The organism is Fictibacillus marinisediminis, assembly GCF_023149135.1.
Classification (GTDB): domain Bacteria; phylum Bacillota; class Bacilli; order Bacillales; family Fictibacillaceae; genus Fictibacillus_C; species Fictibacillus_C marinisediminis.
In genome coordinates this window covers 4,122,374-4,148,782 of record NZ_JAIWJX010000002.1, presented here as the reverse complement: position 1 = coordinate 4,148,782, position 26,409 = coordinate 4,122,374, and the positions used below count along the sequence as shown (strand labels likewise).

Genomic DNA, 26,409 nt, shown 5'->3' with positions numbered 1-26,409 from the left:
CCAGATGGATCTTCACACGTTAACTTCAATGAACTGGGGAATCATGGCGCCTGAATTTGCCATCTTGGGAACAGCTATTATCCTGTCTTTGCTGGACTTGTTTATGCCTCGAACGCAAAGCCGCCGTCCTCTCGGGATATTGGCCATTGCAGGAATAGCAGCGGCTTTCATTTTTTTATATCTGCAATTTGGACATGAAGGAGCATCACTTTTTCATGATATGTACCGGCTTGACTCCTTCTCGAAGGCGTTTAAGCTGATCCTGCTTCTGGGAACAGGGCTGATTTTAATTTTAGCTTATGACTACCGGATGAATGAAGAAGAAGAGTACCGTGGGGAATTCTACTATCTGCTGCTCACTGCTCTCCTTGGGGCCATGTTTATGGCTTCGAGCGGGGACATGATCACCCTGTTTATTGGCCTGGAGCTCCTTTCTCTTTCCTCCTATGTTATGGCAGGCATGAGAAAAAGAAAGTTGGAGTCGAATGAGGCTGCTTTTAAATATGTAGTAACAGGCGGAATTTCAACAGCCATCACAATGTTTGGGATGAGCTATGTATTTGGGTTGACTGGGGAAACAAACCTGTATGCAGTAGGTGCAGCATTGAGAGATACGAGCATCTTGCAGAATCAGTTTTTACTCGTATTTGCTTTTTTTATCACATTTGCAGGGTTAACTTTCAAAATCGCCTCCGCTCCTTTTCATATGTGGGCACCTGATGTGTATCAAGGCTCACCGCTTCCTGTTACCGCCTTTTTAAGCGTGGTCTCGAAAACAGCCGGATTTGCCATCATCCTGCGGTTTTTTCTCTTGTGCTTTAGTTCTGCGCCCGGCATTAAAGGAGATCCGCTGCTTCTTCAAGTTCAGCCGTATCTCGCGGTTCTCGCTGGAGCGACCATGATTGCCGGCAATGTGATCGCCCTCCGGCAGAGGAACATTAAACGGCTTTTCGCCTATTCGTCGGTTGCGCAGGCTGGTTATATTCTCGTTCCGTTCGTTTCCGTCTCGGCTTTGCTGTTTGAAACAACATGGTTTTATCTTCTTGCCTATCTGTTTATGAATATTGGTGCTTTTGCTGTCATTCAGGAAGTAACAGCAGCGAGCGGGACGAATGATATATCGGGCTTTGCCGGCTTATATAAGCGTTCTCCCTGGCTTGCTGTCGCAATGACCATCTTTATTCTGTCATTGGCGGGCATTCCGGCTACAGCAGGCTTTGCGGGGAAATTCGGAATCTTTATGAATGCCCTTGGAACCAATCCTGGACATTACATATTGGCAGGGATTCTAATGGCCGGCACGGTTGTCTCTTACTTCTATTATTTCAATATTATTGGCCAGATGTTTTTTCGTTCAGGGCAGGAAGAGCGGGCGATCCAGCATAAGAAGGGCCTCCTGTTTGTAACCGCTTTATGTGCAGCGGCAACCGTGTTCTTCGGTATCTTCCCGGGAACCGCCCTCCATTTCTTTTATAATGAATTTCATCTCACAGATTTTTTCCAGACATTAGGACAAAAATAAGGGAATCTGCCGCGATGCAGATTCCTTTTTTTATTTGGGAAATCCCTTGGATTTTAAAGATATGTCAAAATTGGGAACATGATTGAAAATAGGCCTTTTGTCTGTTCCTTTATGGTAAAATTCAGTTTATGCTACTTTCTATTGGTGTATGTTATCATGATGGTGTTTAGTAAGCACTTGGCCGATAAGGCCTTGTGGCAAGGAGGAACCCAGTTGTTTGAACAAGCCGGGCAGCAAGCACTGCTTCATATCCTCGTTCACCTGCTTTTTCTCGTTATCACATGGTGGGCCATGCAGGCAATAAAATTTGACTCGTACATCAAAAAGGGCAAAGTGATTCAAGCACGCGTTTTATTCGTCTTAGTAACGATCGCTGTTGCCAGCCTCGTAAGCAGCTTCTTTCTCAGTTATTTGAATTATTCCACACAGCTTAAATATTTATTTTAATTAACACATACCTACTAACCGTCTCAGCTCACAATACAGCAAAAGATTGTTCACTGTTGAACAAAGTAAATAAGGTGTGAAGTTTCTGTCGGAATATGACTGCAACTTCCATGAATAATGGACCGTCCTCTGGCAAGAATGAGAAATAGAGGAGAGGACGGGTGGAATAAAATGAAAAAGAGTATTGTTTTATTTTTTGCAATTATATTATTGGTTCATTCTTATGAGAGTGTGCTGGCAAGAGAAGCAGCAAATATAAGCAAAATTTCGGACATGAAGCAAGCGATGGACGAGCAAGGTATTATTGTGAAAAAATGGTCGCTTTATACTAAAGGAAGTGTAGGTTTTACTTCCAATCTAAAGGGGTATCGACAAAAAGCGGCATTATTAAAGAATGCAGCTAAAGGTTATAAATGGAACACTATGAATATGCAAGAACATTTAAAAATTACCGGGGTGCGAATTTCTCAAGCAGGGAGCATAAAAGAGCGCCTTACGCTGGTGGGATACCCCCAAAAAGGAAAGCTTGCAACGTATCTTGTTTATGCGGTCGAAGGAAAGGGCTGGAATAAAAATCAATTTCAGCATTTTGCGCGATCGTTTCAGAGTAGGGTCGCTACCTATTTTGAAGGAAAAACTTCAACTTTCTCTTGTATCACAGGGGTACATAGTGGTACAATGGACGTTGGTTTGTATAAACAAGCACTTGAGCTCATGACAACGTTCTCCGCTGTTCCTGTCGAAGAACTGAAGGAAGAGACGTTTGTATCAATCTCGGCATATACTAAGCATTGGGATGAGAAAATTAATACAGCTCACAAAGCTATGAATCTGCAGATTGCAATTAGAAATCAAGGAATGGGCGGCCAAACAGCCGTCACAATTGGAACACCAATAATTACGTCTGAATATTAATATAGAAATTGGACGCGGAGGGGAATTTCGTTGGAAAAAATCATTGTCCGTGGTGGTAGGCGGTTAGAAGGCTCTGTTAAAGTTGAAGGAGCAAAGAATGCCGTACTGCCTGTCATCGCAGCATCCATTTTAGCCAGTAAAGGCACAAGCACGATTAAAGATGTGCCGACCCTTGCTGATGTATATACGATTAACGAGGTACTGCGTTATTTAAATATTGAAGTTAAATTTGAGAATGGCGAGATCCAAGTGGATGCTTCAGGAGCTTTAAAAACAGAAGCGCCATTTGAATATGTTCGTAAAATGCGTGCATCCTTCTTGGTAATGGGACCTTTGCTTGCACGCGTAGGATTAGCGAGAATCGCACTTCCTGGCGGTTGTGCAATTGGATCACGTCCGATCGATCAGCACTTAAAAGGCTTTGAAGCCATGGGTGCCACTGTTAAAATCGGGAATGGATTTATTGAAGCCAGCATAGATGGCCGCCTTAAAGGTGCAAAAATTTATTTGGACTTCCCAAGTGTAGGAGCAACAGAAAACATTATTACGGCTGCTGCCCTTGCTGAAGGAACAACCATTATTGAAAATGCAGCCAAAGAGCCTGAGATTGTTTGCCTTGCAAACTACATCAACTCCATGGGAGGAAAAGTAGTAGGCGCAGGTACTGGTACAATCCGTATCGAAGGTGTTGAAGAGCTTTCAGGTTCGGAGCACGCAGTGGTTCCTGACCGCATTGAAGCAGGTACGTACATGGTTGCTGCAGCTATTACTGGCGGAGACGTTTTTGTTGAAGGCGCGATTGCCGAGCACCTTCGCCCATTAATCGCAAAAATGGAAGAAATGGGTGTTACCATTAAAGATGAGGAAACTGGTCTTCGTGTCATTGGTCCGAAAGAATTAAAACCAGTTGATATTAAAACTATGCCGCATCCGGGCTTCCCGACAGATTTGCAGTCTCAGATGATGGCATTGCTTCTTCGGGCAAACGGTACAAGTGTTATTACAGAAACTGTGTTTGAAAACCGTTTTATGCATGTTGAGGAATTCCGCCGCATGAACGGAGATATTAAAATCGAAGGCCGCTCTGCCGTAATCAACGGACCTGTATCATTACAGGGAGCCGAGGTTGCAGCAACTGACTTGCGAGCGGGAGCAGCACTGGTCCTTGCCGGCCTTGTAGCTGACGGTTATACGCGTGTAACTGAGCTTAAGCATATCGACCGCGGCTATGTGAAATTTACTGAAAAACTTCATGATCTTGGAGCTGACATCGAGCGTGTTAACGAAGAATCAACAGCCGCTCCAGCAGAAGAGAAATCATCGGTATCATTAAAATCTAATCTTGCTTAATTTATAGTTCAAAAAGCTTCCTGCAGATTGCAGGGAGCTTTTTTATTGCGGGTTTGAAAGGATAGTAAGAAGAGCATAAGAATTCCTATTTTAAAAAGTAAGGTAAATGACCTAGTTTATATAGAAAGTGAAGAAAGCTGGTAGTATATATTCAAAATTTTAGGAATAGTTTGAAATCGTATCTAAATCGTGTACTATTAAATCTAGCAAGGCCATTCTATACATGACAAAGGGGATATGATCGATGAAGAAAAAGGCTCTGGCATTGGGATTATCATTTGGTTTGGCAGCATCGGCTCTTACACCGGCAAGTTCTTTAGCAGCACCAAAAAATGTGCTGTCCAATTACAAGATAAGCGAACAAAAAGGTACGCCTGAATTTGTTTCTGGAAATTTGACGAAAGCCTCTGGACATAATGCCGAAGCTGTTGTTCTTGGTTACTTAAACCAGCATAAGAGTGCATATAATTTTGGGTCACAAAAAGCGGAAGATTCTTTTGCTGTTCAGTCACAGCAAAAGGACAAGCTAGGTTCCACTGTTTTGCGCCTGCAGCAGGTATATAAGGGAGTTCCTGTCTGGGGTTCTACTCAGGTAGCTCATGTTGACAGAGACGGAGTTTTGACAGTGGTTTCAGGTTCAACTGTACCGAACCTTGATCAAAAGAGCAGCTTGAAAAATACTAAGAAAATCTCTGCTAAGAAGGCGATCACCAAGGCAGTTAAAGATCTTGGATATACTCCTGATTATGAAAAGGCGCCGACAGCCGATCTTGTTGTCTACACATCAGGTGAAAAAGCTGTTTATGCCTATCTTGTAAATTTAAATTTCCTGTCTCCAAAGCCCGGGAATTATAACTATTTTGTTGAAGCAGCTACAGGGAAGATTGTGAACAAGTATAATAACCTTGACGAAGTAAATGGTGGGCAGGCTGCTTCCAAACCAGGCGGAAGCTTAACCGGAACCAATGTAACCGGGACAGGAAAAGGTGTGCTTGGTGACTCAAAGACGTTGAGGACTTTGTTATCAGGCTCAACCTACTACTTGCAGGATAATACGAGAGGAACCGGGATCTTTACATATGACGGAAAGAACCGTCAATCCATTCCTGGTTCATTATGGGCGGATGCTGATAACACATATAATGCCGCATACGACGGTGCAGCAGTCGACGCACATTACTATGCAGGAGTGACATATGATTACTACAAAAACGTATTTGGACGCAACTCTTTTGATAATAATGGCGGAGCGCTGAAATCGACTGTCCATTACAGCCGCAGCTATAACAACGCCTTCTGGAACGGAACGCAGATGGTTTACGGAGATGGTGACGGAACAACATTTATTCCGTTATCCGGGGGCCTGGATGTAGTAGGGCATGAATTAACCCATGCCGTTACGGAACGCAGCTCCAATCTGGTGTACCAAAATGAATCAGGTGCATTAAACGAAGCCATCTCTGATATCTTCGGCACGCTCGTAGAGTACTATGATAACCGCAATCCTGATTATGAGATCGGAGAAGACATCTACACACCGAATACACCGAATGATGCTCTTCGTTCGATGAGTGATCCTGCGAAATACGGCGACCCTGATCACTATTCCAAGCGCTATACTGGAACGAGTGACAATGGGGGTGTCCATACGAACAGCGGAATCATCAACAAACAGGCTTATCTGCTTGCTGCAGGAGGAACCCATTACGGCGTAACGGTTACTGGCATCGGCAACAGCAAGCTTGGAGCGATCTATTACCGCGCCAACACGGTTTATCTCACGTCGAACGCCACGTTCAGCCAAGCGAGAGCAGCGCTCGTTCAAGCGGCAGCTGATCTGTATGGAGCAGGTTCTGCGGAAGTCAACTCGGTCAACAAGTCGTTTGATGCAGTCGGCGTCTATTAAAAAAGCAAACCCCTGCTAGTGATAGCAGGGGTTTTTTCTATGAGATTGAAAAGTAGAACTGAGATTGAAAGGAAAAACAAGTTCTAATAGTTTGTCTCCCTCCATAAATTGTAAAGACTAATCAATTCAGTGGAGGCCAGGCCGAATGTTCATGAGAATGAAGCCGATTACCTTCTTCGTCTCTGTCTTTGTTGTGGTCACCGTCCTTCTTCCGGCTTTGCTCGTGCTTCCCTACTCTTCCAAATCATCCTTTTTGCTAGAGACCAAGCCGAAGGAAATCAAACGAGCTGCGATACCGAGTCTAGCTTCGACACTTGCTGTACCCGTCTACCGCACAGCTGAGAAAAAGGTGGAAAAGGTCGCGCTCGAGGAGTACGTCAAAGGAGTCGTCGCTTCTGAAATGCCCGCTGACTTTAAACTTGAGGCGTTAAAGGCTCAAGCGTTAACAGCCAGAACGTACATCGCCAGGCTTTTGGACAGCGCTCAAGGGGGAAACCTTCCAGGCGGGGCGGCTGTAACGGATTCCATTCTTCATCAGGTCTACAAAAATGATGATGAATTGAAGAAGCTGTGGGGAGACGAATATCCAGAAAAGATGAAGAAGATCACCAAAGCGGTAGCAGAGACGAAAGGAAAGATTTTAACGTACGACGGGAAACCGATCTTTGCGAGTTTCTTTTCAACAAGCAATGGCTATACCGAAAACAGCGAGGACTATTGGGGAACGAAATATCCTTATTTAAAAAGCGTAAAAAGCCCGTGGGATCAAAACACTCCTAAATTCGTCCAGAAGCAGGAGATCTCTTTGCTGGATGTTGAGAAAAGGCTGGGGGTCGTAATTCAAAAGGACGGAGAAGTGGGGACGATAACAGAGAAAACCGCTGGAAACCGGATCGCCCGTATAACCATTGACGGAAAAAGCTTTAGGGGCAAGGAGATCCGTGAGAAGCTTGGTCTTCGCTCAGCCGATTTTACGCTGACGAAAAAGAAACAAGAAGTAATTGCCGTGACGAGAGGCTTCGGCCATGGAGTGGGGATGAGCCAGTATGGGGCAAACGGCATGGCGAAGGCCGGCAAGAACTACAAGCAAATTGTAAAATACTATTACAAAGGAGTGGCCATTTCAGAATACAAGCCTGATCCTGGCCGTTCCACCGCAAAGCAGTAGCCTTTCCAGACCCGGTGAAAAAGCCGGGTCTTTTGTGTTTAACATCCTTCCTAATCCTGCGGAGGAAAATAAAGTTATGGGAATCATGCATAGTATTCAAGTCTTTGTCGAAAAATAATATCCCAAATTTTTTCATACCAAAGTATATATTTTCTGAATCCTGTTCAGAATGATTGCTGAGGTGATGATAAAAATGAAAGATGAAGAAAAACAATCCCAAAAAACAATTCCGCTAAAAAGCAGGAAAGTGGGCAGGTTTATGAAAAAACGCTGGGTATATCCGGCAGTCTATCTCGCTTTTGCCGCAGTAGTACTAGCTTCCGTCTTGTGGTATCAAAATGAAGCTTCTAATTCTAAGGATACGCCGAACAGTGCTTTTGACAATCATAATAAAGCCGTTCCGGTAAGTGTTTCTAAAGAAGTATTCAAGATGCCGGCAAAGGATCCAAACAGCGTAGCGATTAAAAAAGAATTCTTTGATCCTGATGCATCTGCTAAAGAACAAGAAGCTGCTCTCGTATTTTATAATAATATCTACTACCAAAATAAAGGAATTGACCTTGCTGCTGAGAGCGGAAAAACATTTGATGTCGCTGCTGCCATGAGTGGTAATGTTACAAAATCAGTGAAAGATCCAGAGCTTGGCTACGTTGTTGAAGTTGAGCATACGAACGGCCTTGTTACACACTACTCTTCTTTAGCCTCTGTAAAAGTGAAAGAAGGCGACAGAGTAAACCAAGGTGAAGTTGTCGGTACAGCCGGCCAAAACCTGTATGACAAGGACGCCAAAATTCATGCTCACTTTGAAATCCGCAAAGATGGAATCGCTGTAGATCCTGTATCTGCATGGAACCAATCGGCTTCCCAAATTGAGAAGCTAGCGGATAAGGAAGAACAAGCGAGCAATAAGGAAGAGAAAGCTTCAGTTGAAAAAAGCAAATCTGACAGTGTTCAGGACAGCAGTACTGCTCCTAAGAAAAACAAAGAAAAAGAATCTTCTTCAACCAGCGAAAACTCTAAACAGTCATCTGCAAACGACAACTGAACAAATTGGGAAAGCAGCCCGCGATGTGCGGGCTGTTTTTCTTTTGGTAAAGTAGTGATTCCTGCAGGCTACTTATGAAAATGATGTGCTTTGCAAGTAAAGTCCTCATTTCCGCAAGTAAACAGGGCATTTTCGCAAGTAAAGTCCTCAATTCCGCAAGTAAACAGAGCTTTTTCGCAAGTAAACCTTGCCAAACCGCAAGTAATGCACAGCATGATCACAAAACACGTGCTCCTTTAGGCGAGATTTAGCGCTTGTCAGGACCCAGGCCCTCGAGTCGCTTCACTCCCCCACCTCAACACAAAGAGCGTGTTGCTGTGTGAGTGTTCCAGCGCATGTCGGGCCTAACCAGGTCCTTCAGCTTTTCTTTTTTCCCTTGTCCTTCTTGAGATTTTGGCATATAAGTACGTTCGTCTTAATAAGATGTTACAAAACCTACAATTCTTTTGAGGGTGAGCGGTGAGAAGACGTAGTATGGCTGCGGTGAAAAGGGGACGGGACACTCTGACTTCATGAAGACGACACACAAGGACAGGTCGCGTAGCTTGAACATAGAAGTCTCTATCGCATCTCTCACATCCAATTTGGGGAGGCGAGTGGTGTGCACGATTACATCAAAGAACGAACCATCAAGATAGGAAGGTATATCGTGGAGACAAGAAAAACAGTGCGTATGATCGCAAAAGAATTTGGTGTCTCGAAAAGCACCGTTCATAAAGATCTAACGGAACGATTACCTGAAATCAACCCGGATTTGGCGAACAACGTGAAAGAAATTTTAGAGTACCATAAGTCCATCAGACATCTACGGGGTGGTGAAGCGACACGGGTAAAGTACAAAAAGGGTGCAGAGGAAGTCGTACAATAAGATACACCACTTCACACGGCGTGCATAAAATGCATGCCGCTGTTGTGCGTTCAGGAAAATATACAAAAAAGTTAACATATTTTTTCCCGGTTCAACAAAACTTATGATAGAATGTTTTATTGGATAGAAATTCGAAAATTGACGATTTTTGTAAAGCGTTGCGGAACATACAGGGAGGATATATGAATGTTTTCAAGGGATGTTGGTATTGACCTCGGTACGGCCAATGTACTGATTTACGTAAAAGGAAAAGGGATTGTACTGGATGAGCCATCTGTTGTGGCGATTGACACAAACACGGGGAAAGCGCTTGCTGTAGGTGAAGAAGCCCGCAGGATGGTGGGACGTACTCCAGGCAATATCGTCGCGATCCGTCCGTTAAAAGATGGAGTAATCGCTGATTTTGAAGTAACAGAGCAGATGTTAAGACATTTTATTAATAAAATAAATGTAAAGGGTATGCTTACCAAACCGAGAATTCTGATCTGCACCCCTGCAAACATTACCTCTGTTGAACAAAAAGCGATTCGGGAAGCCGCTGAAAAATGCGGAGGAAAAGCGATCTATTTAGAAGAAGAACCGAAAGTGGCGGCAGTGGGAGCAGGTATGGATATCTTCCAGCCGAGCGGCAACATGGTTGTTGATATCGGCGGCGGAACAACAGACGTTGCAGTATTATCCATGGGCGATATCGTTACGGCTTCTTCCATTAAGATGGGTGGGGACAAGCTTGACAGTGAAATCCTAAACTACATCAAGAAAGAATATAAGCTGTTGATCGGAGAACGAACATCAGAAAACATTAAATTAAACGTGGCCACCGTCTTCCCTGGTGCTCGAAATGAGGAGATGGATATTCGCGGGCGTGACATGGTAACAGGCCTTCCGCGATCGGTTACCATCCGTTCAGAAGAAATCACGGAAGCCCTGCTTGAGCCAGTCATGATGATGGTCCATGCCGCAAGAAGCGTCCTTGAAAAAACGCCTCCTGAACTTTCTGCGGATATCATTGACCGCGGGATCATCTTAACGGGCGGAGGAGCATTGCTCCATGGTATTGACCAGCTGTTCGCCCAGGAGCTGAAGGTTCCTATTTTTATAGCGGAGGAACCGATGAAGGCTGTAGCAAACGGTACCGGCCTTATGCTTGAACACATCGATAAGCTTCCAAAACGGAAAATAAAATAAAGTTTTTCTAAGACCTGCTTTTCATAAAAAAAGCGGGTCTTTTTTTTGTTCGAGCATAAACATCCAAAAGTATTTGCCGATAATAAAGACAAGAAGAAGTGTGCGAAAAAGAGGGGGAACCACTGTGCTAAGAGGATTTTATACTGCAGCTGCCGGAATGATTGCTCAGCAGCGGCGCCAGGAAATGCTGAGCAACAACATTGCCAATATCAATACACCGGGCTATAAGGCAGATCAGTCATCGCTTAGGACGTTTCCTTCCATGCTGTTAGAACGAATGGACTCAAACGGGAAAACGCCATTAACCATTCCAGGCCAAAAACAGAGCGGCCAGCTGGCGACAGGTGTCTACATGCAGGAAGCCATTCCGAACTTTGTTCAGGGAGATATGCAGGAAAGCGGTGTGAACACCGATCTTGCTCTCGTGCAGGGTTCCGTTCCAATCGATAAAAAAACGGGCAAGCCAGGGTCGTTATTCTATATGGTGGAAACCGCCGCAGGTGAAACACGCTATACCCGGAACGGCCATTTCGCCGTAGATGCCAAAAACAATCTGGTGACTGCGGACGGGAACTATGTTTTGGATACAAACGGAAAACATATCACTGTCTCTGATGAAAATTTCACAGTAAACGGAGAGGGCGTCATTCTTGATCACGGACGTAATGCAGGCAGATTGGGAGTGGCACTGATTACGAACCCGATGGATCTGGTGAAAGAGGGCAACGGCTTAATGAAGCTTCAAAGCACTCAGAAACCGGGCTCTGCCACAGCAAATCCGCAGGTCGCCTATCAAGTAAAACAAGGGTTTGTTGAACGTTCCAATGTAGATGCTGAACAATCCATGACAGATATGATGGAAGCTTACCGTTCATTTGAAGCCAATCAAAAAGTGCTTCAGGCTTATGACCGAAGCATGGAGAAAGCAGCGAATGAAGTAGGAAAGATCGGATAAGGAGGGACAGACATTGAATACATCTATGATTAACGCTTCAGTGACCATGGGACAGCTGCAGCAGAAGCTCGATACAACGGCCAACAATATGGCGAATAGCAATACTAATGGCTTTAAGCGAAGAAATGTTCAATTTTCTGACCTTCTTTTTCAGCAGATCAATAATAAATTTGATAGCAAAAAAGAAGTCGGCCGCCTTACCCCTGTGGGAATTCGTGCAGGAAGCGGTGCGAGAGTCAGCTCTACGGCAGTCAGCCTGGAGATGGGGGCGATCAAGACGACAGAACGCCCGCTGGACATCGCCCTATTGAGCCCTGAGCTCTTTTTCCAGGTCCAGAAAAAGGACACCGATGGAAAAACCGTAATGGAATACACACGTGATGGTGCGTTTTATTTAAAGCCAGGAGGAGGGAAGGGTGACCTTGAACTCGTTACCTCTGACGGCAGTGCGGTGATGGGGGATAAGGGGCCGATTCGTATTCCTTCTGAATACAAAGAAATTTCTATTGGACAAAACGGGAATATTTCGGTAACGTTAAGTAATGGAAGGATCGTCAACAGCGGCAGAATGGCGCTCGTTGATGTCGTCCATCCCCAGCTGCTTAAAGCAGTGGGGCACAATTTTAGAATTCCGGCTGGTGTAAATGAAAATCAAGTGGTTCGGGCGGCAAACCCGGCTAGCGTTAATATGCAGCAGGGTGCCCTTGAGATGTCCAACGTAAATACAGGAAATGAAATGACGGATATCATCAATATGCAGCGATCCTACCAGTTCAACGCACGCACCATTACGATGGCTGACCAGATGATGGGGCTTGTCAACGGAATTCGTTAACAGGTGATGAAAAATGGCGAACGAGCTCAGCAGGGAAGAATACCGTAAAAATAAAATGGCAGTGATGAAGCAAGAGGAAGCGGTTAAGGAAAAGAATCCAAAATCGCGGGAAAACAAAAAGAAAGAGCAAAAGACCGGGAAGTCAAAAAGACGCCGTTTTCCGATCTGGCTCCGTCTGATTGTGATTATTGTTTTAATGGTGATCTGCCTTGTAGTTGGAGCCGTTATTGGCTATTCTGTCGTAGGCGACGGCAAAGCGGGAGATGTGTTCGAGAAAGACACATGGACCCATATATCGGATTTGGTGAGCAAAGATAAGTAGTCCGGCAAATAGAATAAGGTGAACGGATAAGGGAGCTGCGGCTCTCTTTTTTTATTTTCGTAAGAGGGGGGAATAAGGTGGATATTTTTGTAAATTTCTATGATATACTCGAGGAAATTAAAAAGTTTACGGATTCGATTATTGCGGAAACAGAGCGGCTATAATATCTCAATATGCCGGTGCAGACAGCAGGTGCTCCGTCCATTGGATTAACCTTTTTCTATCATGTATAATGTGCAGAGATACATAGAAAGAATAGAACGAAAACCAGAAGGTAAAGGAGTATCTCGGTATGAAATTAAACATTGAACAGATCAAAGAAATTATCCCTCATCGTTATCCATTTTTGCTTCTTGATACCATTGAAGAGCTCGAGCCGGGAAAACGGGCGGTCGGAAAGAAAAATATTACGGCCAACGAGGAAGTATTTAATGGGCATTTTCCTGATTATAATATTTTCCCAGGCGTATTAACCTTAGAAGCTTGTGCCCAAACCGGAGCGGTGGCGCTCTTGTCTTTGGATGAGTACAAAGGAAAGATTGCTATGTTTGCCGGTGCAGACAGAGTAAGATGGAAGCGCCAGGTAAGACCGGGAGACACATTGTTAATGGAAGTGGAGCTGCTTCAAATTCGCCGAGGAATCGGAAAAGGGAAAGTAACGGCAACAGTGGACGGCGAGCTCGCAATGGACGCTGAAATTACATTTGCTGTTGGAAGATAGTTTCTGTAATTGTTGGTGCCAGGCACCGCTTTTTGACATATGTCAAAAAGCCGGTGCCTGGCACCTGTTTTTAGAGCAACAAAGGTTACGAAAACAGCCTTTTTTTAACCCCATATCAAGAACTTTAAGGCACTGTAAAGGCTATGTAAGGTATTGGTAAATCGCGACTAAATGGGATGTTTTCCTGCTATAGTGTGAATAGAGCCGCTGGTACATGGTGAAGCGGAGCGGTTCTAATCTGAACTAATCGAAGGGAGAACGATGGGATGAATAAAAGTTTCTTAATGAAAATTGGGGCTTCTCTTATGGCGATTATGTTAATGACAGCTTGCAACAACAGCGACACCGAAAAAAAGGAAAGCGGCACTGGCACAGAACAAAAAGTAGATGATGAAAAACAAGCAGATCAAACCAGTACAGATGAAAGCAAGCAGGATCAAGAAACGAGCACTGATACTGAATCGTCTGATCAATAAATGATAAAAAAGGCACATCCGCGCGAGCGCGGGTGTGCTTTTTTCATGAACGGTGCCAGGCACCATTTTATACAAGTTTGATGTGGTAATCTTTCAGCCAAGTGTTGACGTGAATGAGATATTCCATCAGCTTTGTGGCTTGTCCCTCGCTCATTCCGGTTTTTCCTTCAGCGACCGTTCTGATTTTATTCGTATCGATCAATGGACGAAGCGGTGCATTGCTGTCTTCCACAATGTCCATGAACCATTTTTTGATGGCTCCGAAATAGACTGGATCCTGTGCGGTCGGGTAGGCACTTTTACGTCGGTTTCTGACATCGTCAGGAAGATAGCCTTTTAATGCGCGGCGAAGAATTCCTTTTTCGATGTTGTCGACGCTTTTCATTTCCCACGGAACATTCCAGAGATATTCGACCAAGCGATAGTCACAGAATGGAACACGGACTTCGAAGCCGACGGCCATGCTCATGCGGTCCTTACGGTCGAGCATGAACGGCAGGAAGCGGGTGATGAACTGATATGACATTTGACGCTGTTTGGCTCCAAGCTCGCTCTCTCCGGCCAATTCAGGAACTTCTGCCAATGCTTCCTGATAGCGGTGATCCGCATACTCATCAGGCCGTATAGAGGCGCTCGCTTCCCCTGACAGGATATTGCCAAAGTTACCGCGGCTCTGGCGCCATGGGAACGTGCTGCCATTCAGAAACTCATCCTGATGGAACCAAGGATATCCGCTGAATACCTCATCCGCAGATTCTCCTGAGAGAGCGACGGTGGCGTCCTTTTTCATCTCTCTGAACAGAAGATAGAGGGAGGTCTCCATCTCTCCAAGTCCTGGAAGATCCCGTGCATACAGCGGCTTCAGGAAGTTGTCCAACAGATCATTGGCCCCAAGGACAGTAGAGTGATGCTGGGTTCTAACGTGTTCAGACACGCGTTTTACCCAAGGTCCGTCAAGCCCTAAGTGGAGCAAATCCGTCTGGAAATGTTCTGCACTGTTGGCAAAATCAATGGAATACGTATGAAGAATCTTTCCTGCTTCTTTAAAATCCTTTCCTGCAAGTGCTGTCAATCCGCTTGAATCGAGTCCGCCGGATAGCATGGATACGAGCGGCAAGTCGGAAATGAGCTGGCGTTTTACCGTATCTTCGAGCAGAGATCGAATCTTCTCTGCAGTCGTTTGAACGTCATCGGTATGCTCTTTGCTTTGCACCTTCCAATATTGCCTGACACGCGTCTGGCTGCTTGTAAACGTGATGCTGTGTCCTGCGCGTACTTCTTTTACATCCTTAAAAACACCTACACCCGGAGTGCGCATCGGGCCGAGAGAAAATACTTCTGCAAGGCCCTCTTTGTCCACCTCAGGCTCAATAGCCGGGTGGGCGAGCAGCACCTTCAGCTCAGAGCCGAAAATAATGGAGTTGCCGCGCTGTGCATAAAAGAGAGGCTTTACCCCAAGATGGTCACGTCCCATGAACAGTTTCTTCCTCTTTTCATCCCAGATGGCAAAAGCAAAAATACCATTTAAATGATCGACACATTCTTCTTCCCACTCCATATAAGAATGAAGAAGAACTTCTGTATCTGAATGGGTACGGAATGTATGGCCCCGTTCCTCCAGTTCTTTTTTTAATTCCATAAAATTATAAATTTCACCATTATAGGTCAGAGCAAGTGTCTGCTCTCCTTGTTCATTAAGCATGGGCTGAAGCCCGCCTTCAGGATCGATAACAATCAGGCGCCGGTGACCGAAGGCTGCTCGAAGCGAAAACCAAAAGCCGTCTGCATCCGGTCCACGATGCTCGATCGCTCCTGTCATGTCCCGCAGAATAGATTGTTGTTGAGATAGGTCTTCTGACCAGTTAACCCAGCCTGCAATACCACACATACTAACATCTCCTTACGCTAATTAATGATGCGTGAACTATCGTAACATAATGTAACGTTAACGTAAACGTGAACTAAGAACCATTTATAAACCTCAACAATCGGGTTTGCCATACTTCGGCTATGCTGCACAATAGTCCGTTATGAGGAATCGTTGGATCAAAAAAACCGCTTCTGCAAGCGGTAAGTTAGTCCCTGGAGTATTTTGAAAGAATCTCTTCCCGGGTGTCAGTACCTTCAGCGCCTTCGCGCATCGCTGCAGTCAGCCGGTCATACTCTTGTTTCGTAATTTCAGCTACAGCGTTTTTCGGAAAAATATAAGGCTTTCCAATATCCATCGTATCAAGCTGATTCATGAGCTCGATTTCATCTTCATTCTCCCTGCACTGGGCGGGATCGAAGGTATACACCTTGCCGAATTCATCCTTAAACTCTCTTTTCATGTTAATAAAGTAACGCAATGTGCATTCTCCTTTCATTTATGCATTCTTACTAGTCATACCCGATTTTTTGTTTTTAGAGACATAAAAAAAACTATAAAACTTTTATAAAATGAGGGATAAAAAAAGAGATTTCGGGAATGATAGAAGTACCCCCTTTTTTATATATCTTTTTGTCCCCCGCTTCCTAAAGAGGCGGCTTTTTTTTTTGCCTTTTTTTATTGATATATGAGCAATTTTGCCAAATCACTTCTTAAATAAATAGTACAAAAGTAACATGTAATTATATTGTAATAATTTATACTAATATAAGGAAAACTAACATACTTTAGGAGGAACGAATGAAAAAGATTCTATTAAGCTTGCTGGCTGTTCTCTTAGCCTTTTATTTTATGCCTGCGAACGCGTTTGCAGCAGTAAAGGACACGGATCTGACAGCCTATCTGGCACAAATCAGCAAAGTACGAGGCTATGAAATTAGCAAAGAGGATTACCAAAACTATCTGTCCGATTATGCGGGGATGGAGCTGTCAGATTTTGAGGACATCAATGAACTTAAAGAAACGCTCGGGGCTGTCATCAAGAGCGACAACAGCAACCTTGATGAGCTCTATACCGATTTTGACCTGAACGAACAGCAGCTTAAGGATCTTTTAGCAAAGAACGGAGAAGCCATCGAGGATTATATTTATGTAGATGACCTGTACTTTGCGGTTTCCGACCTTCAGGCACCTGATGAAGAAATGCCTGATTTTGAAGAAATTCAAAAAGAAATTGAAGGGGCCCTGGCAGAAATAGATTTGACTCCGAACGAGATTCAAAACCTGCAGGATCACCTCATGTCCATCGAGAAAGACCTGAACTCCCCAGACACAGAAAAAAGGCTGGAGTCGATTGCTGAGCGTATGATGAGCCTTGACCCGGAAAAACCAACGAAAGCACAGATCCAGGAAGTGGGAACAGCGTTTGAAGAGCTCATGTCCATTTTCCAAATGAAAGCAAACTTCTTTATTGTTGACGGCAGCAAAAAAACACCGGTTTCTGCAGGAGAGTTGATGCAGATGAGAGTATTGGACGGAGATTATCTTTTGATCCAACTGTTTGATCTGAACGGAAAAATGCTTGCAGATTTGAAAATCACATCAGACGTTGTTAAAACCGTCCCAGCGAAAGTAGACACCGTTACCCAAACGATTAAAAAAGAAGTAAAAGCATCAGCACCGGTTGCTAAAAAAACAAGAACCGTGACAGGCGGAAAACTGCCTAAGACGGCTTCCAACCATCTTGACGGTGCACTTGCCGGATTGGCGGTTGCCGGAGCAGGGCTATTCCTATATCGAAGAGCAAGGATGTCATAATGGAACGCAGACGTAAAGAAGGAGGAAGACGGCCCAGAAAGGCTGTTCTTCTTTCTTTTTCGATTGTGATCATCCTCGTAGGCCTGGGAATGTTTTCGAAGAATATCATTAGTTACTCACGAGGTTATTTTGCCGGTGAAAAAGTAGAATCAAAAGCATTGCACGAACCTGTGAAAAAGCCGGCTGACACAAAGAAAGAAAATCAGGAAGCACCGCTATACGCCAAACGTCCTGCGATTGGGGAAAAGATGGGCATCCTTTACATTCCGAAATTGGAAGCGAAACTGCCAATCTATCATGGAACGAATGAAGATGAACTGGAAAAAGGGGTCGGCCACTTTAAAGACAGTGTTCTTCCCGGTGAAAAAGACAACTCTGTTCTTTCCGGCCATCGCGATACCGTGTTTCGCAGCCTTGGAAAAGTAGGAAAAGGTGACAAGCTCGAGGTGACGACATCCGCCGGAACGTTTACGTATAAAGTAAGGAAGGTTCGAATCGTGGACAAAGATGACCGCACCGTGATCGTACCAAAACCGCGCGCGGTGTTAACGGTCAGTACGTGCTATCCGTTCAATTACATCGGGTCGGCTCCAAAGCGATATATATTGGAAGCTTTTCTGATCTCATCAGAACGTTCAAAGAAATAGAGAGATATGGCGAAGGGAGGAATAATTTCCCTTCGGTTTTGTTTTGTTCTTCGCAGAATAAATCTGTTACAGTTATTAAGTAGACCATCATGATCAAACATGGGGAGGATAACTGTGCTATACATTAGAGAGGCGCTGCTGCGCGATCTGCCAGCCATCTTGGACATCTATAATGATGCGATTAAAACGCTGACAGCTACGTTTGATCTGGAAGAGCAAACGCTTGATGAACGAAAGGCGTGGTTTGAGAAATACGGTGGCGATTTTCCACTGGTCGTTGCCAAATTGGATGGCAAAGTGGCTGGCTACAGCTGCCTGAGTCCGTTCAGAGATAAAGCGGCTTATTCACGCACAACAGAATTATCATTATACATAGCTTCAGAATTCCGCGGCAAAGGTGTCGGCAAAGCATTAATGGAAGATATCCTGCAAAGAGCAGCTGACGCCGGCTATCATACCGTGATTGGCGGAATAACAGGCGGAAATGAAGCGAGTGTGAAACTTCACGAAAAGTTCGGCTTCGAATTTGTCGGCTGTTTTAAAGAAGTAGGCTACAAATTTGATGAGTGGCAGGATGTCCATTTTTATCAGCGCATGCTGAACACAGAAAAAACGAAGGGATAAGCGTTCCCTTCGTTTTTTTTTGATGGGCGAATGCGTTTTTTATGAAAATGATGTGGTTTGCAAGTAAGTCTTGTCGAACCGCAAGTAACACGGCGATTTCTGCAAGTAATCCTTGTCGAACCGCAAGTAATAGAGCTGTTTCCGCAAGTAAACGGGTTCAGGCCAGCACGAGTCAATAGCAATTCCCTCAAAGACGTCGTAATTGCTCTGTTACTGCTGATTAACAATATCCTTCAGCTTATTCTGCCATTTATCATCATCTAAAATGATTTGAAAGGAGATCCGGCGATTTTTTTGCAGGGCAGCTGCTGAACTTCCTTTGGCGATCGGCTTGTATTCGCTGTATCCTGTGGCGGCCAGGTACTGGGCATATGGCAGGCGTGCAAGTTTCGGGTTGGCTTTGGCGAGATATTTTACAACCGCAACCGCCCGCTCTGTGGAAAGGGACCAGTTGTCATACGGTACCGAATCGGTATGGCCCTCCACCAGGATAATATAGAGATATTTACTCATATCCTTCTCGTCGATAATGGCGGCGAGTGCATCAGCCAAAGGGTTCAGTACCTTCTTGCCCTGTGCGCTGACAACGGCGCTCCCCGTATCAAATAATATGTTCCCTTCTACAGAAATCGTATTGTTCGGGCCGCGTACAACCTTATCTTTTCCCACATTCTGTTCAAGCTGTTTTTCAATCAGGTCCGAGATGTGTTTTTTAACATCCGCTACCTGATGCAGTTCCTGTCTGATCTGTGACTGATCATAGGCGTTATAAATACTTTGGACATTTGCGAGTATGGCAATGAAAATCATGATGAGCACCATCATGGCCATCATGTCCGTAAAGCTGGGCCAGTAGATTTCTTCCTGGTGCTGTTCTGCAAAAACGTTTTTCCGGGCGCGCACGGTTCATCACCGCCTTTTAATATCATGCGAACTGATAAGCCTTGACTCATTGTCCCGGTCCCGGGAGTCATAGACGGTTTGATTATCCATAGCCGTTTGATACATGCGCTGAAGAAGATGATACATGTCGCCAAGGGTGCGGTTGCTGCTCGTAAAATCCCGGGAAAGCCCGTGGAAAAGGTTCTCAAGTGTTCGGGCAAGTTCTCTTATATCATCGCCTCGCTGCGGACCGGATTGCTGGCTGAGCTGCCGTTCTCGCTCCAGCACATTCCGGATCTGCTCGACAAAGTCACGCTTCATATGTTCAACGGCATTATAGAAGCCCTTTTCAAGCTGTTGGACAGAGGACGCGAAGTCTGCGGCAGCTCTGCCGTATTCTCCTTGTTTTTCGGAATAGCGGTAGTACCATTCCTCCTGTTTCTGTCCCAGCCTGCTCTCCAGTGCATCATGCTGATTAGCGTAGTGCTGTAGCTGCTCCTGAAGGGCGCGTGCCATGTTTCCGGCGAATTCTTCTGAGCGGCGCTGTGATTCCGCCAGCACTTTATCGGAACGCTGGATCATAAGCTCAAATGTTTGCTGCCCTGCATTATGCCGTTCCGTGCTTTTTTGCAGCTGATGTTCAAATGATTTGATCTGGGCGGCCAGCACCGAAATGCTTTGGTCGACCGCTTTATGCATGGAATCTTGTTTTTCAATGGTTTTATGGAACTGCAGGCCGAACTGTTCAAGGGTTGATGCGGAAGCCGCAAACGATTCACTGTGAAGCCTCTGTGCTTCATAGATTCCTTTTACGTCCTCCATGGCGGTTTTTAATCCAGCTGTAAATTCTGTCATAGAGGCTCCGAAATGGCCCACGCTTTTTTGGAAGCTCTCCTCAATTTTGGCTGCAAGGCGATCAAGCAGCCGTTCGGCGGAATCCTGCGGCTTTTCTTGTAAAAGAAGACAGTTGAAGGCATGGTCCAGGTAAACTTCACAGTCCGACATCACCTTGCCCTGCAGGTACGTAAGAGAAGATCCCCTGGACAGAAAGCCTGTCTGGAGAATATTGAGGATAAGGGCTCCTCCTATCCCCGCGATACTTGTTATAAAAGCAACGCTCATTCCCTCAAAAGGAGCAGTTAAGGATGAGATGATGGAGTTCATGGTCATATTTGGGCCAGCGGCAGAACTTCCGAGCCTGAACAGCGTATCCTGCATAGACAGGAGAGATAGAGTAAGGCCGATAAAGGTGCCGAGCACACCGAGAATAATCGTAAAAGCCGGCAGCTGCTGCAGAACCTTTTGGATATTTCCAACAGGAATGCGCATCAGTCCAAGAAGAGGAATGCGTTCCTGGAAAAGATGCTTTTCAATCAGCGCCTGTGAATTCAATGAGGAGACACCTGATAGATGATACTGCCTGTAATCCGAACAAACACGCTGAATCCAGCGGGACCGCGGCTGTGAAGTTCCCTGTGCTTCAAGCTCCTGAAGTTCTCTGATCCACATCTTCAGGCGGTATCCTGTCTGGGCGTATCCCACCAATCCTATAAAAACAAGAAAGCAAATCACTCCCACAACGGCCATCGTCAACGAATCCATGCTGTCCATCCCTCCCCGTTTCCATTCATACAAGCATATGAGGTGCCAGGCACCGCTATTACACAAGTATGTAACGCACGGTGCCTGGCACCGAAAAAAAGAAATCAAAAAAAATAAATATAAATTGCGATTTCTTAATAATGTAATTAAACTAAAAATATGGAAATTTTAGTTTAATAAGGCACCATGATCATTCACCCGAGAAAATTCAAACACAGAAAAGGGGAAACTGGATGAAAAAACGGATTGCGTTGATGACAGCATTTATCATGACGTTTTCCAACCTGGCATATGCTCAGGGGAATCTGCCGTCTCACAGCAAGGCAGCGGGAACAAAGCCTCAAGGCCTGGATCTTAAAAAACTGCCGCAAGAAGAGAAATACGGCAAAAACGATAAGGTTCGCGTGGTCGTCGAACTCGATCAAAAACCAGCGATTCAGTACGCACAGGCTCAAAACAAGCGCTACAGTGCTTTGAGCACAAGCGAAAAAACGGCGCTGACCAAAAAATTGGCCAATGAACAAAAAGAAGTGAAAGAGGACATCGAGAAGGAAGACATCCCGGTATCGTATAAGGACAGCTTTACAACCGTACTTAACGGCTTCAGCGGTGAAGTCAAATATGGTGATATTAAAGATATCGAAAAGCTTGACGGTGTGAAAGATGTACATATTTCGCATGAATATAAACGTCCTGAGTCAATTAACGGGGACAAGCCGAACATGCTGTACAGCAAGGATATCGTCCATGCAAAAGAAACATGGCAGGACTATGGATATAAAGGAGAAGGAACAGTCGTGGCTGTTATCGACACTGGCATCGATCCTTCACATAAAGATATGGTGCTCAGCCCTGATACAAAAGTGAAGCTGACATCCGGGAAAGTGAACGGCCTTAAAGACTCCAAAGGACTGAAAGGCAGCTACTTTACTGAAAAAATACCTTACGGATACAACTATGCGGACCACGACAAAGAAATCCGCGATCTTGGCCCTGGTGCTTCCATGCACGGCATGCACGTTTCAGGGATTGTAGGAGCAAACGGGGATGAAGACAATGGCGGAATTAAAGGTGTAGCTCCTGAAGCACAGCTTTTAGCGCTTAAAGTATTTGGAAACGATCCTGGAATGCCATCCACGTTCAGTGATATTTATATTAAAGCGATCGACGATGCGATTGCACTCGGCGCTGATGTGATCAACATGAGCCTTGGATCAACAGCTGCGTTCGTACAGCATGATGACCCTGAGGAAAAAGCGATTCAGAACGCAACAAACAACGGTATTCTTTGTGCCATTTCTGCAGGCAACTCTGCTTACGCAGGACATGGAGCAGGAAACCCTTATCCGTCTAATCCAGATACCGGAGTAGTTGGGTCTCCTGGATTGATCGGACAAGCTCTTCAAGTCGCTTCGCTTGAAAACACAAAGCTTACACTTGAAGGCATGAACTTAAAAGTGGACGGAGCGGATATGGGATACATTGCTTACCAAAAGCAGGAATCTCCAAATCCGATCGGCACGTTTGATAAAGATAAGATGGAAGTCGTTTATGTCGGTGACGGCAGCCCTGCCAACTATGCAGGTAAAGATGTGAAGGACAAAGTCGTTTTCGTTGTCCGAAACGGAAGCTTCAACTATGCAATGATTCAGCGGGAAGCTGAAAAGCAAGGCGCAGCAGGCGTGATTATCCGAGGTAGAGTGGACCATGGCGATTACGTCAACATGGCCCTCGACAAACCGACGATTCCTCTTGTTTCTTTAAGCATTGCTGACGGCAACCAGCTCGAAGCAAAGGCGAAAGAAGGCAAGAAGCTTGAAGTGATTTTTGATGGTAAAGCCATTTCTGCATCCAATCCAAACGCAGGAGAGATGTCTGATTTCAGTTCATGGGGCGTGACACCGAACCTTGACTTTAAACCGGAAATCACTGCACCAGGCGGAAAGATTTATTCAACGCTTAACGACAACCAATATGGCGTGATGAGTGGAACGTCCATGGCTGCTCCGCATGTTGCCGGCGGTGCTGCTCTCGTGATGGAAAGAGTGGACAAAGATTTCAAAGTTAAAGGGGCAACCCGCGTTAAACTCGCCAAAAACATCTTAATGAACACATCAAGACCGCAAGCTGATCATGGCTTGTTCAATACAGAGAGCCAAACTGGAAACTACTATTCTCCACGCCTTGAAGGTGCAGGATTAATGGATCTTCATGCGGCAATGAAAACTCCAGTGGTTGTAACAGAAGCAAAATCAGGTGAAGGAAAAGCAGCCGTAAAAGAAGTAGGCGATAAATTTACCTTTACTTTAAATCTTAAAAACTACAGCTCCAAAGACGTAACGTACAAGCTTGCGGGCAATGTTCAAACAGACCTTGCACTTCAAGGCATGAACCTGCTTGAAGCAGATGGAATCTTTAAAAATGGAACAAGAGATTCAGAGGATCCAAATAGAGGAACGTTCCCGATTTCTTTTACTTCTGGTTCTAAGAAAGCGAGCAGTATTGCGATCAAAGCGAAAAGCACAGCAACTGTAAATGTTACGGTCGATCTAAAAGATACCGTAGACTGGGCTAATGACATGCCGCTCGACAAGATCTTCAAAAACGGCTACTTTGTAGAAGGTTTTGTAAGATTAATAGATGCAGGCAATAAATACCCTGAACTAAGCGTCCCTTACGTTGGTTTCCACGGCAAATGGGACAAAGCACCGATCATTGACGCTCCTGTATACGATGACAACACGTTCTATGGAGTGACAGGACTGGCTGCTGAAGTTAACGGAGACTTTGAATTCCTTGGAAGCGATGCATCGAAAAATGTGCTAAAAGACAAAGTTTCTTTCTCTCCGGATGGAGACGGGCTTTATGATGAAGCATTCCCGGTGCTTTCTTTCCTAAGAAACGCCAAGAAAGTGGAATACTCCATCCTTGACCGAAATAAAACATCACTTCGCAAATTGGACACACAAGAAGATGTAGTGAAGAACTATTATGACGGCGGATCTGAACCTGGGTATACTCCTATTACAGAAGCTGCCTGGGATGGAACAGTGAATGGTTCTAAAGTAAAAGACGGATTGTACTACTACCAAGTAAGCTCAGTGGTTGATTATCCGAAAGCTAAGTGGCAAAAAGCATTGTTCCCTGTGTATGTAGATACAAAAGATCCTGCTGTTACTGCAAAATGGAATGCAGATAGCAATACGCTTTCCTGGACAGCTGGTGACCAGGGAACAGGAGTAGCTTACTATGATGTTCAAGTGAACGGAAAAAGTGTTCTTTCCGAGCCGCTGGATGCTTCTGCGAGCGAATATAAGCTGAATGACCTTCCTAGTCGCGCAAAAGTCGTTCTTGCTGCTTACGACTATGCAGGAAACTCAGTCATGAAAAATGTAAACATGAGCGGGAAAGATACAAGTGTACCAAGTGTTACTGTAGACTCTCCTGAAGCTTACGGCATCACGACTTCAAAAACAGTGACCGTCACTGGGCATGTAAGCGATGAATCCGGCCTGAAATCATTCATGATTGACGGCAAACCTGCCAAGCTGGTATGGAATGGACCAGAACAACAGTATGATTTCAGCAAAACGATCACGTATACATCTGACAATATAAAATCGTTTAAAGTAGAAGCGATCGATAAAGCCGGAAATCGAGTAGCCTTCAGCCGGAAGGTGATTGTTGACTCAACACTTCCGACAATTAAAGTAGATGCACCGAAAACCGTCTCAAGCAAAACAAAAACAGCAACACTTAAAATTACGCTTGCGGACAACTATGATGAGATGCGTTTCTTCGTGAACGACAATGCGGCATACCGCCATTACTTCAAAGAGCCGTATGTAAAGAGAGCATTAACGAAGAAAATCAGCCAAAAAGTTTCCCTTAAAAAAGGTAAAAACACCGTCCATCTTGAACTGACAGACCTTGGCGGAAACACGGTTGAGAAGAATGTAACCATCACAAAGAAATAACAAAAAAGGTGTCTGGCCCCTGATATATACTCAGGGTGCCTGGCACCTTTTTATAATCTTACTGGAACAACTCAACGAGCAGCAAGGAAACGGCACCGATCGCCGTCGCTTTGTTTCCGAGCTTCGACACCCGGATATCGGTATGTTTTGCCGCTTCAGTCAGCGCCTTCTTTTGAACCGTTTCCTTCAAGCTGTCCATAAGAAAGTCTCCAGCATTGGATACACCGCCGCCGATAATAATCAGCTTTGGGTTCATAAGGTGGATCAGGTTTGTCAGGCCGATCCCCAGATAGATCCCGGTTGACTTCAGCACTTGAACACAAAGGTCATCTCCTTGAAGAGCTCCTTCGTAGACCATTTTTCCATCGATTTTTTCCAGATCGTGATCCGCCATCTCCCGCAGAACGCTATCTCTTCCGATTGCTACCTCTTTTTGTGCTTTCTCAGCTATCGCAGGTCCGGCAGCCAGTGTTTGCAGGCATCCGTAGTTGCCGCACGTGCACTGCTTTCCGCCCATATCGATCGTCATGTGTCCAATTTCTCCGGCAATAAAATTTTCGCCGTGAAACAGCTTGCCGTCTACTACAATACCAGCTCCTATACCGTTCCCGATATTTACGGCAACTACACTTTCCGCTCCGTTTCCGTTCCCGAACCAAACCTCGCCAAGCGCAAGGGCCTTCGCATCATTTTCAACTTTAACCGTACGGTTGAACCGTGTCTCTAGTTCTTCTTTTATCGGGATATTTCTCAGATTCAGGTTCGGTGCATATAGGGATAGGCCCTGTTCCACATCCACAACTCCGTGCATTCCTACACCGATGCCGATAATTTTATCTTCTTCCTCACTGTACGGATCCATAATTTGCTGAATTTCTGCTTTCATGATATCGAGCAGCTTATGATTCGTCATTGGACTGAATAACACCCTCTCCTGAAACTTCAGCACTTTTCCATTCAGATCCGTCAGGATGGTTTTTATGTCTTTGGGACCTACATCCAGTCCAATCACATAGAAGCTGTCGGCATTAATGATCAGCATGGTCGGTTTCCGTCCGCCCTTGGATTCGCCCTGTTCGCTCTCCTTAATCATTCCTGAGTCGATCAGTTCTTTTACAATTGTACTGACTGTAGGCGGTGTCAGCTTTGTGTCCTTAGCGATCTGGGCTCGGGAAATCGGCCCCTCCAGGCGAATTTTATTCAGTATTATGTTCCGGTTTAACGATTTCATCAATTGAAACGTGCCGCGCTGCATGATAACACCTCAAGTTAAT

At 45.0% G+C, this 26,409-nt stretch carries 23 protein-coding genes; 18 read left to right on the top strand and 5 right to left on the bottom strand.

The window, feature by feature from the left end:
* Positions 1-4: 4 nt before the first annotated feature.
* The 14 genes from nuoN to LCY76_RS21550 all read left to right on the top strand — a co-directional run bounded on the left by nuoN (position 5) and on the right by LCY76_RS21550 (position 13,718).
* Positions 5-1,522, top strand: coding sequence for an NADH-quinone oxidoreductase subunit NuoN (nuoN, locus tag LCY76_RS21615; RefSeq protein WP_248254391.1), 1,518 nt, complete (start codon positions 5-7; stop codon positions 1,520-1,522).
* Positions 1,523-1,735: 213 nt separating this feature from the next.
* On the top strand, positions 1,736-1,969 hold the full coding sequence (locus tag LCY76_RS21610; RefSeq protein ID WP_248254390.1) for a DUF1146 family protein: 234 nt from the start codon (positions 1,736-1,738) through the stop codon (positions 1,967-1,969).
* Between the two features lie 171 nt (positions 1,970-2,140).
* Positions 2,141-2,884 carry a YwmB family TATA-box binding protein gene (locus LCY76_RS21605; protein WP_248254389.1) on the top strand — a complete coding sequence of 248 codons (744 nt, stop codon included), beginning with the start codon at positions 2,141-2,143 and terminating at the stop codon, positions 2,882-2,884.
* 30 nt (positions 2,885-2,914) lie between these two features.
* A complete protein-coding gene (murA, locus tag LCY76_RS21600; RefSeq protein WP_248254388.1) occupies positions 2,915-4,234 on the top strand; it encodes a UDP-N-acetylglucosamine 1-carboxyvinyltransferase in 1,320 nt (439 codons plus the stop codon).
* Between the two features lie 244 nt (positions 4,235-4,478).
* A complete protein-coding gene (locus tag LCY76_RS21595) occupies positions 4,479-6,140 on the top strand; it encodes a M4 family metallopeptidase (protein ID WP_248254387.1) in 1,662 nt (553 codons plus the stop codon).
* Between the two features lie 145 nt (positions 6,141-6,285).
* A complete protein-coding gene (gene spoIID, locus LCY76_RS21590) occupies positions 6,286-7,308 on the top strand; it encodes a stage II sporulation protein D (RefSeq protein ID WP_248254386.1) in 1,023 nt (340 codons plus the stop codon).
* A gap of 193 nt (positions 7,309-7,501) precedes the next feature.
* A complete protein-coding gene (spoIIQ, locus tag LCY76_RS21585; RefSeq protein WP_248254385.1) occupies positions 7,502-8,353 on the top strand; it encodes a stage II sporulation protein SpoIIQ in 852 nt (283 codons plus the stop codon).
* A 601-nt stretch (positions 8,354-8,954) separates the two neighbouring features.
* Positions 8,955-9,221, top strand: coding sequence for a sporulation transcriptional regulator SpoIIID (gene spoIIID, locus LCY76_RS21580; RefSeq protein ID WP_026677325.1), 267 nt, complete (start codon positions 8,955-8,957; stop codon positions 9,219-9,221).
* Between the two features lie 186 nt (positions 9,222-9,407).
* Complete coding sequence (gene mreB / locus LCY76_RS21575; RefSeq protein WP_248254384.1) at positions 9,408-10,409, top strand: rod shape-determining protein; 1,002 nt, start codon at positions 9,408-9,410, stop codon at positions 10,407-10,409.
* 124 nt (positions 10,410-10,533) lie between these two features.
* Complete coding sequence (locus LCY76_RS21570) at positions 10,534-11,364, top strand: flagellar hook-basal body protein (RefSeq protein ID WP_248254383.1); 831 nt, start codon at positions 10,534-10,536, stop codon at positions 11,362-11,364.
* A gap of 13 nt (positions 11,365-11,377) precedes the next feature.
* The gene (locus LCY76_RS21565) at positions 11,378-12,199 is read left to right on the top strand and encodes a flagellar hook-basal body protein (RefSeq protein ID WP_248254382.1); all 822 of its coding nucleotides are present in this window, start codon (positions 11,378-11,380) and stop codon (positions 12,197-12,199) included.
* Positions 12,200-12,212: 13 nt separating this feature from the next.
* Positions 12,213-12,521, top strand: coding sequence for a DNA-directed RNA polymerase subunit beta (locus tag LCY76_RS21560; RefSeq protein ID WP_248254381.1), 309 nt, complete (start codon positions 12,213-12,215; stop codon positions 12,519-12,521).
* A gap of 292 nt (positions 12,522-12,813) precedes the next feature.
* The gene (fabZ, locus tag LCY76_RS21555; protein ID WP_248254380.1) at positions 12,814-13,242 is read left to right on the top strand and encodes a 3-hydroxyacyl-ACP dehydratase FabZ; all 429 of its coding nucleotides are present in this window, start codon (positions 12,814-12,816) and stop codon (positions 13,240-13,242) included.
* A 266-nt stretch (positions 13,243-13,508) separates the two neighbouring features.
* Entirely contained in the window at positions 13,509-13,718 is a 210-nt protein-coding gene (locus LCY76_RS21550; protein ID WP_053356505.1) for a hypothetical protein, read from the top strand.
* Positions 13,719-13,785: 67 nt separating this feature from the next.
* Here LCY76_RS21550 and asnB read toward each other — a convergent pair whose 3' ends face one another.
* Entirely contained in the window at positions 13,786-15,606 is a 1,821-nt protein-coding gene (asnB, locus tag LCY76_RS21545; RefSeq protein WP_248254379.1) for an asparagine synthase (glutamine-hydrolyzing), read from the bottom strand.
* 187 nt (positions 15,607-15,793) lie between these two features.
* Positions 15,794-16,066: a hypothetical protein gene (locus LCY76_RS21540; RefSeq protein ID WP_248254378.1), complete on the bottom strand. Its 273-nt coding sequence runs from the start codon at positions 16,064-16,066 to the stop codon at positions 15,794-15,796.
* Positions 16,067-16,386: 320 nt separating this feature from the next.
* Here LCY76_RS21540 and LCY76_RS21535 point away from each other — a divergent pair, with 320 nt between their 5' ends.
* The 3 genes from LCY76_RS21535 (at position 16,387) to LCY76_RS21525 (ending at position 18,674) form a co-directional block, all read left to right on the top strand.
* Positions 16,387-17,403: a processed acidic surface protein gene (locus LCY76_RS21535; protein ID WP_248254377.1), complete on the top strand. Its 1,017-nt coding sequence runs from the start codon at positions 16,387-16,389 to the stop codon at positions 17,401-17,403.
* Complete coding sequence (locus LCY76_RS21530) at positions 17,403-18,050, top strand: class D sortase (protein WP_248254376.1); 648 nt, start codon at positions 17,403-17,405, stop codon at positions 18,048-18,050. Before LCY76_RS21535 ends, LCY76_RS21530 begins: the two co-directional genes overlap by 1 nt.
* 114 nt (positions 18,051-18,164) lie before the next feature.
* Positions 18,165-18,674: a GNAT family N-acetyltransferase gene (locus tag LCY76_RS21525; protein ID WP_248254375.1), complete on the top strand. Its 510-nt coding sequence runs from the start codon at positions 18,165-18,167 to the stop codon at positions 18,672-18,674.
* Between the two features lie 210 nt (positions 18,675-18,884).
* Here LCY76_RS21525 and LCY76_RS21520 read toward each other — a convergent pair whose 3' ends face one another.
* Together LCY76_RS21520 and LCY76_RS21515 are read right to left on the bottom strand one after the other, a co-directional pair.
* The gene (locus LCY76_RS21520) at positions 18,885-19,577 is read right to left on the bottom strand and encodes an OmpA/MotB family protein (protein WP_248254374.1); all 693 of its coding nucleotides are present in this window, start codon (positions 19,575-19,577) and stop codon (positions 18,885-18,887) included.
* A 6-nt stretch (positions 19,578-19,583) separates the two neighbouring features.
* Positions 19,584-21,158 (bottom strand): hypothetical protein, encoded by a 1,575-nt coding sequence (locus LCY76_RS21515; RefSeq protein WP_248254373.1) that lies wholly within the window; start codon positions 21,156-21,158, stop codon positions 19,584-19,586.
* Between the two features lie 233 nt (positions 21,159-21,391).
* Between LCY76_RS21515 and LCY76_RS21510 the strand changes: the two genes are divergently transcribed.
* Positions 21,392-25,135, top strand: a complete 3,744-nt coding sequence (locus tag LCY76_RS21510; RefSeq protein WP_248254372.1) for a S8 family serine peptidase — start codon at positions 21,392-21,394, stop codon at positions 25,133-25,135.
* Positions 25,136-25,193: 58 nt separating this feature from the next.
* Here LCY76_RS21510 and LCY76_RS21505 read toward each other — a convergent pair whose 3' ends face one another.
* A complete protein-coding gene (locus LCY76_RS21505) occupies positions 25,194-26,390 on the bottom strand; it encodes an ROK family transcriptional regulator (RefSeq protein ID WP_248254371.1) in 1,197 nt (398 codons plus the stop codon).
* Positions 26,391-26,409: the final 19 nt, after the last annotated feature.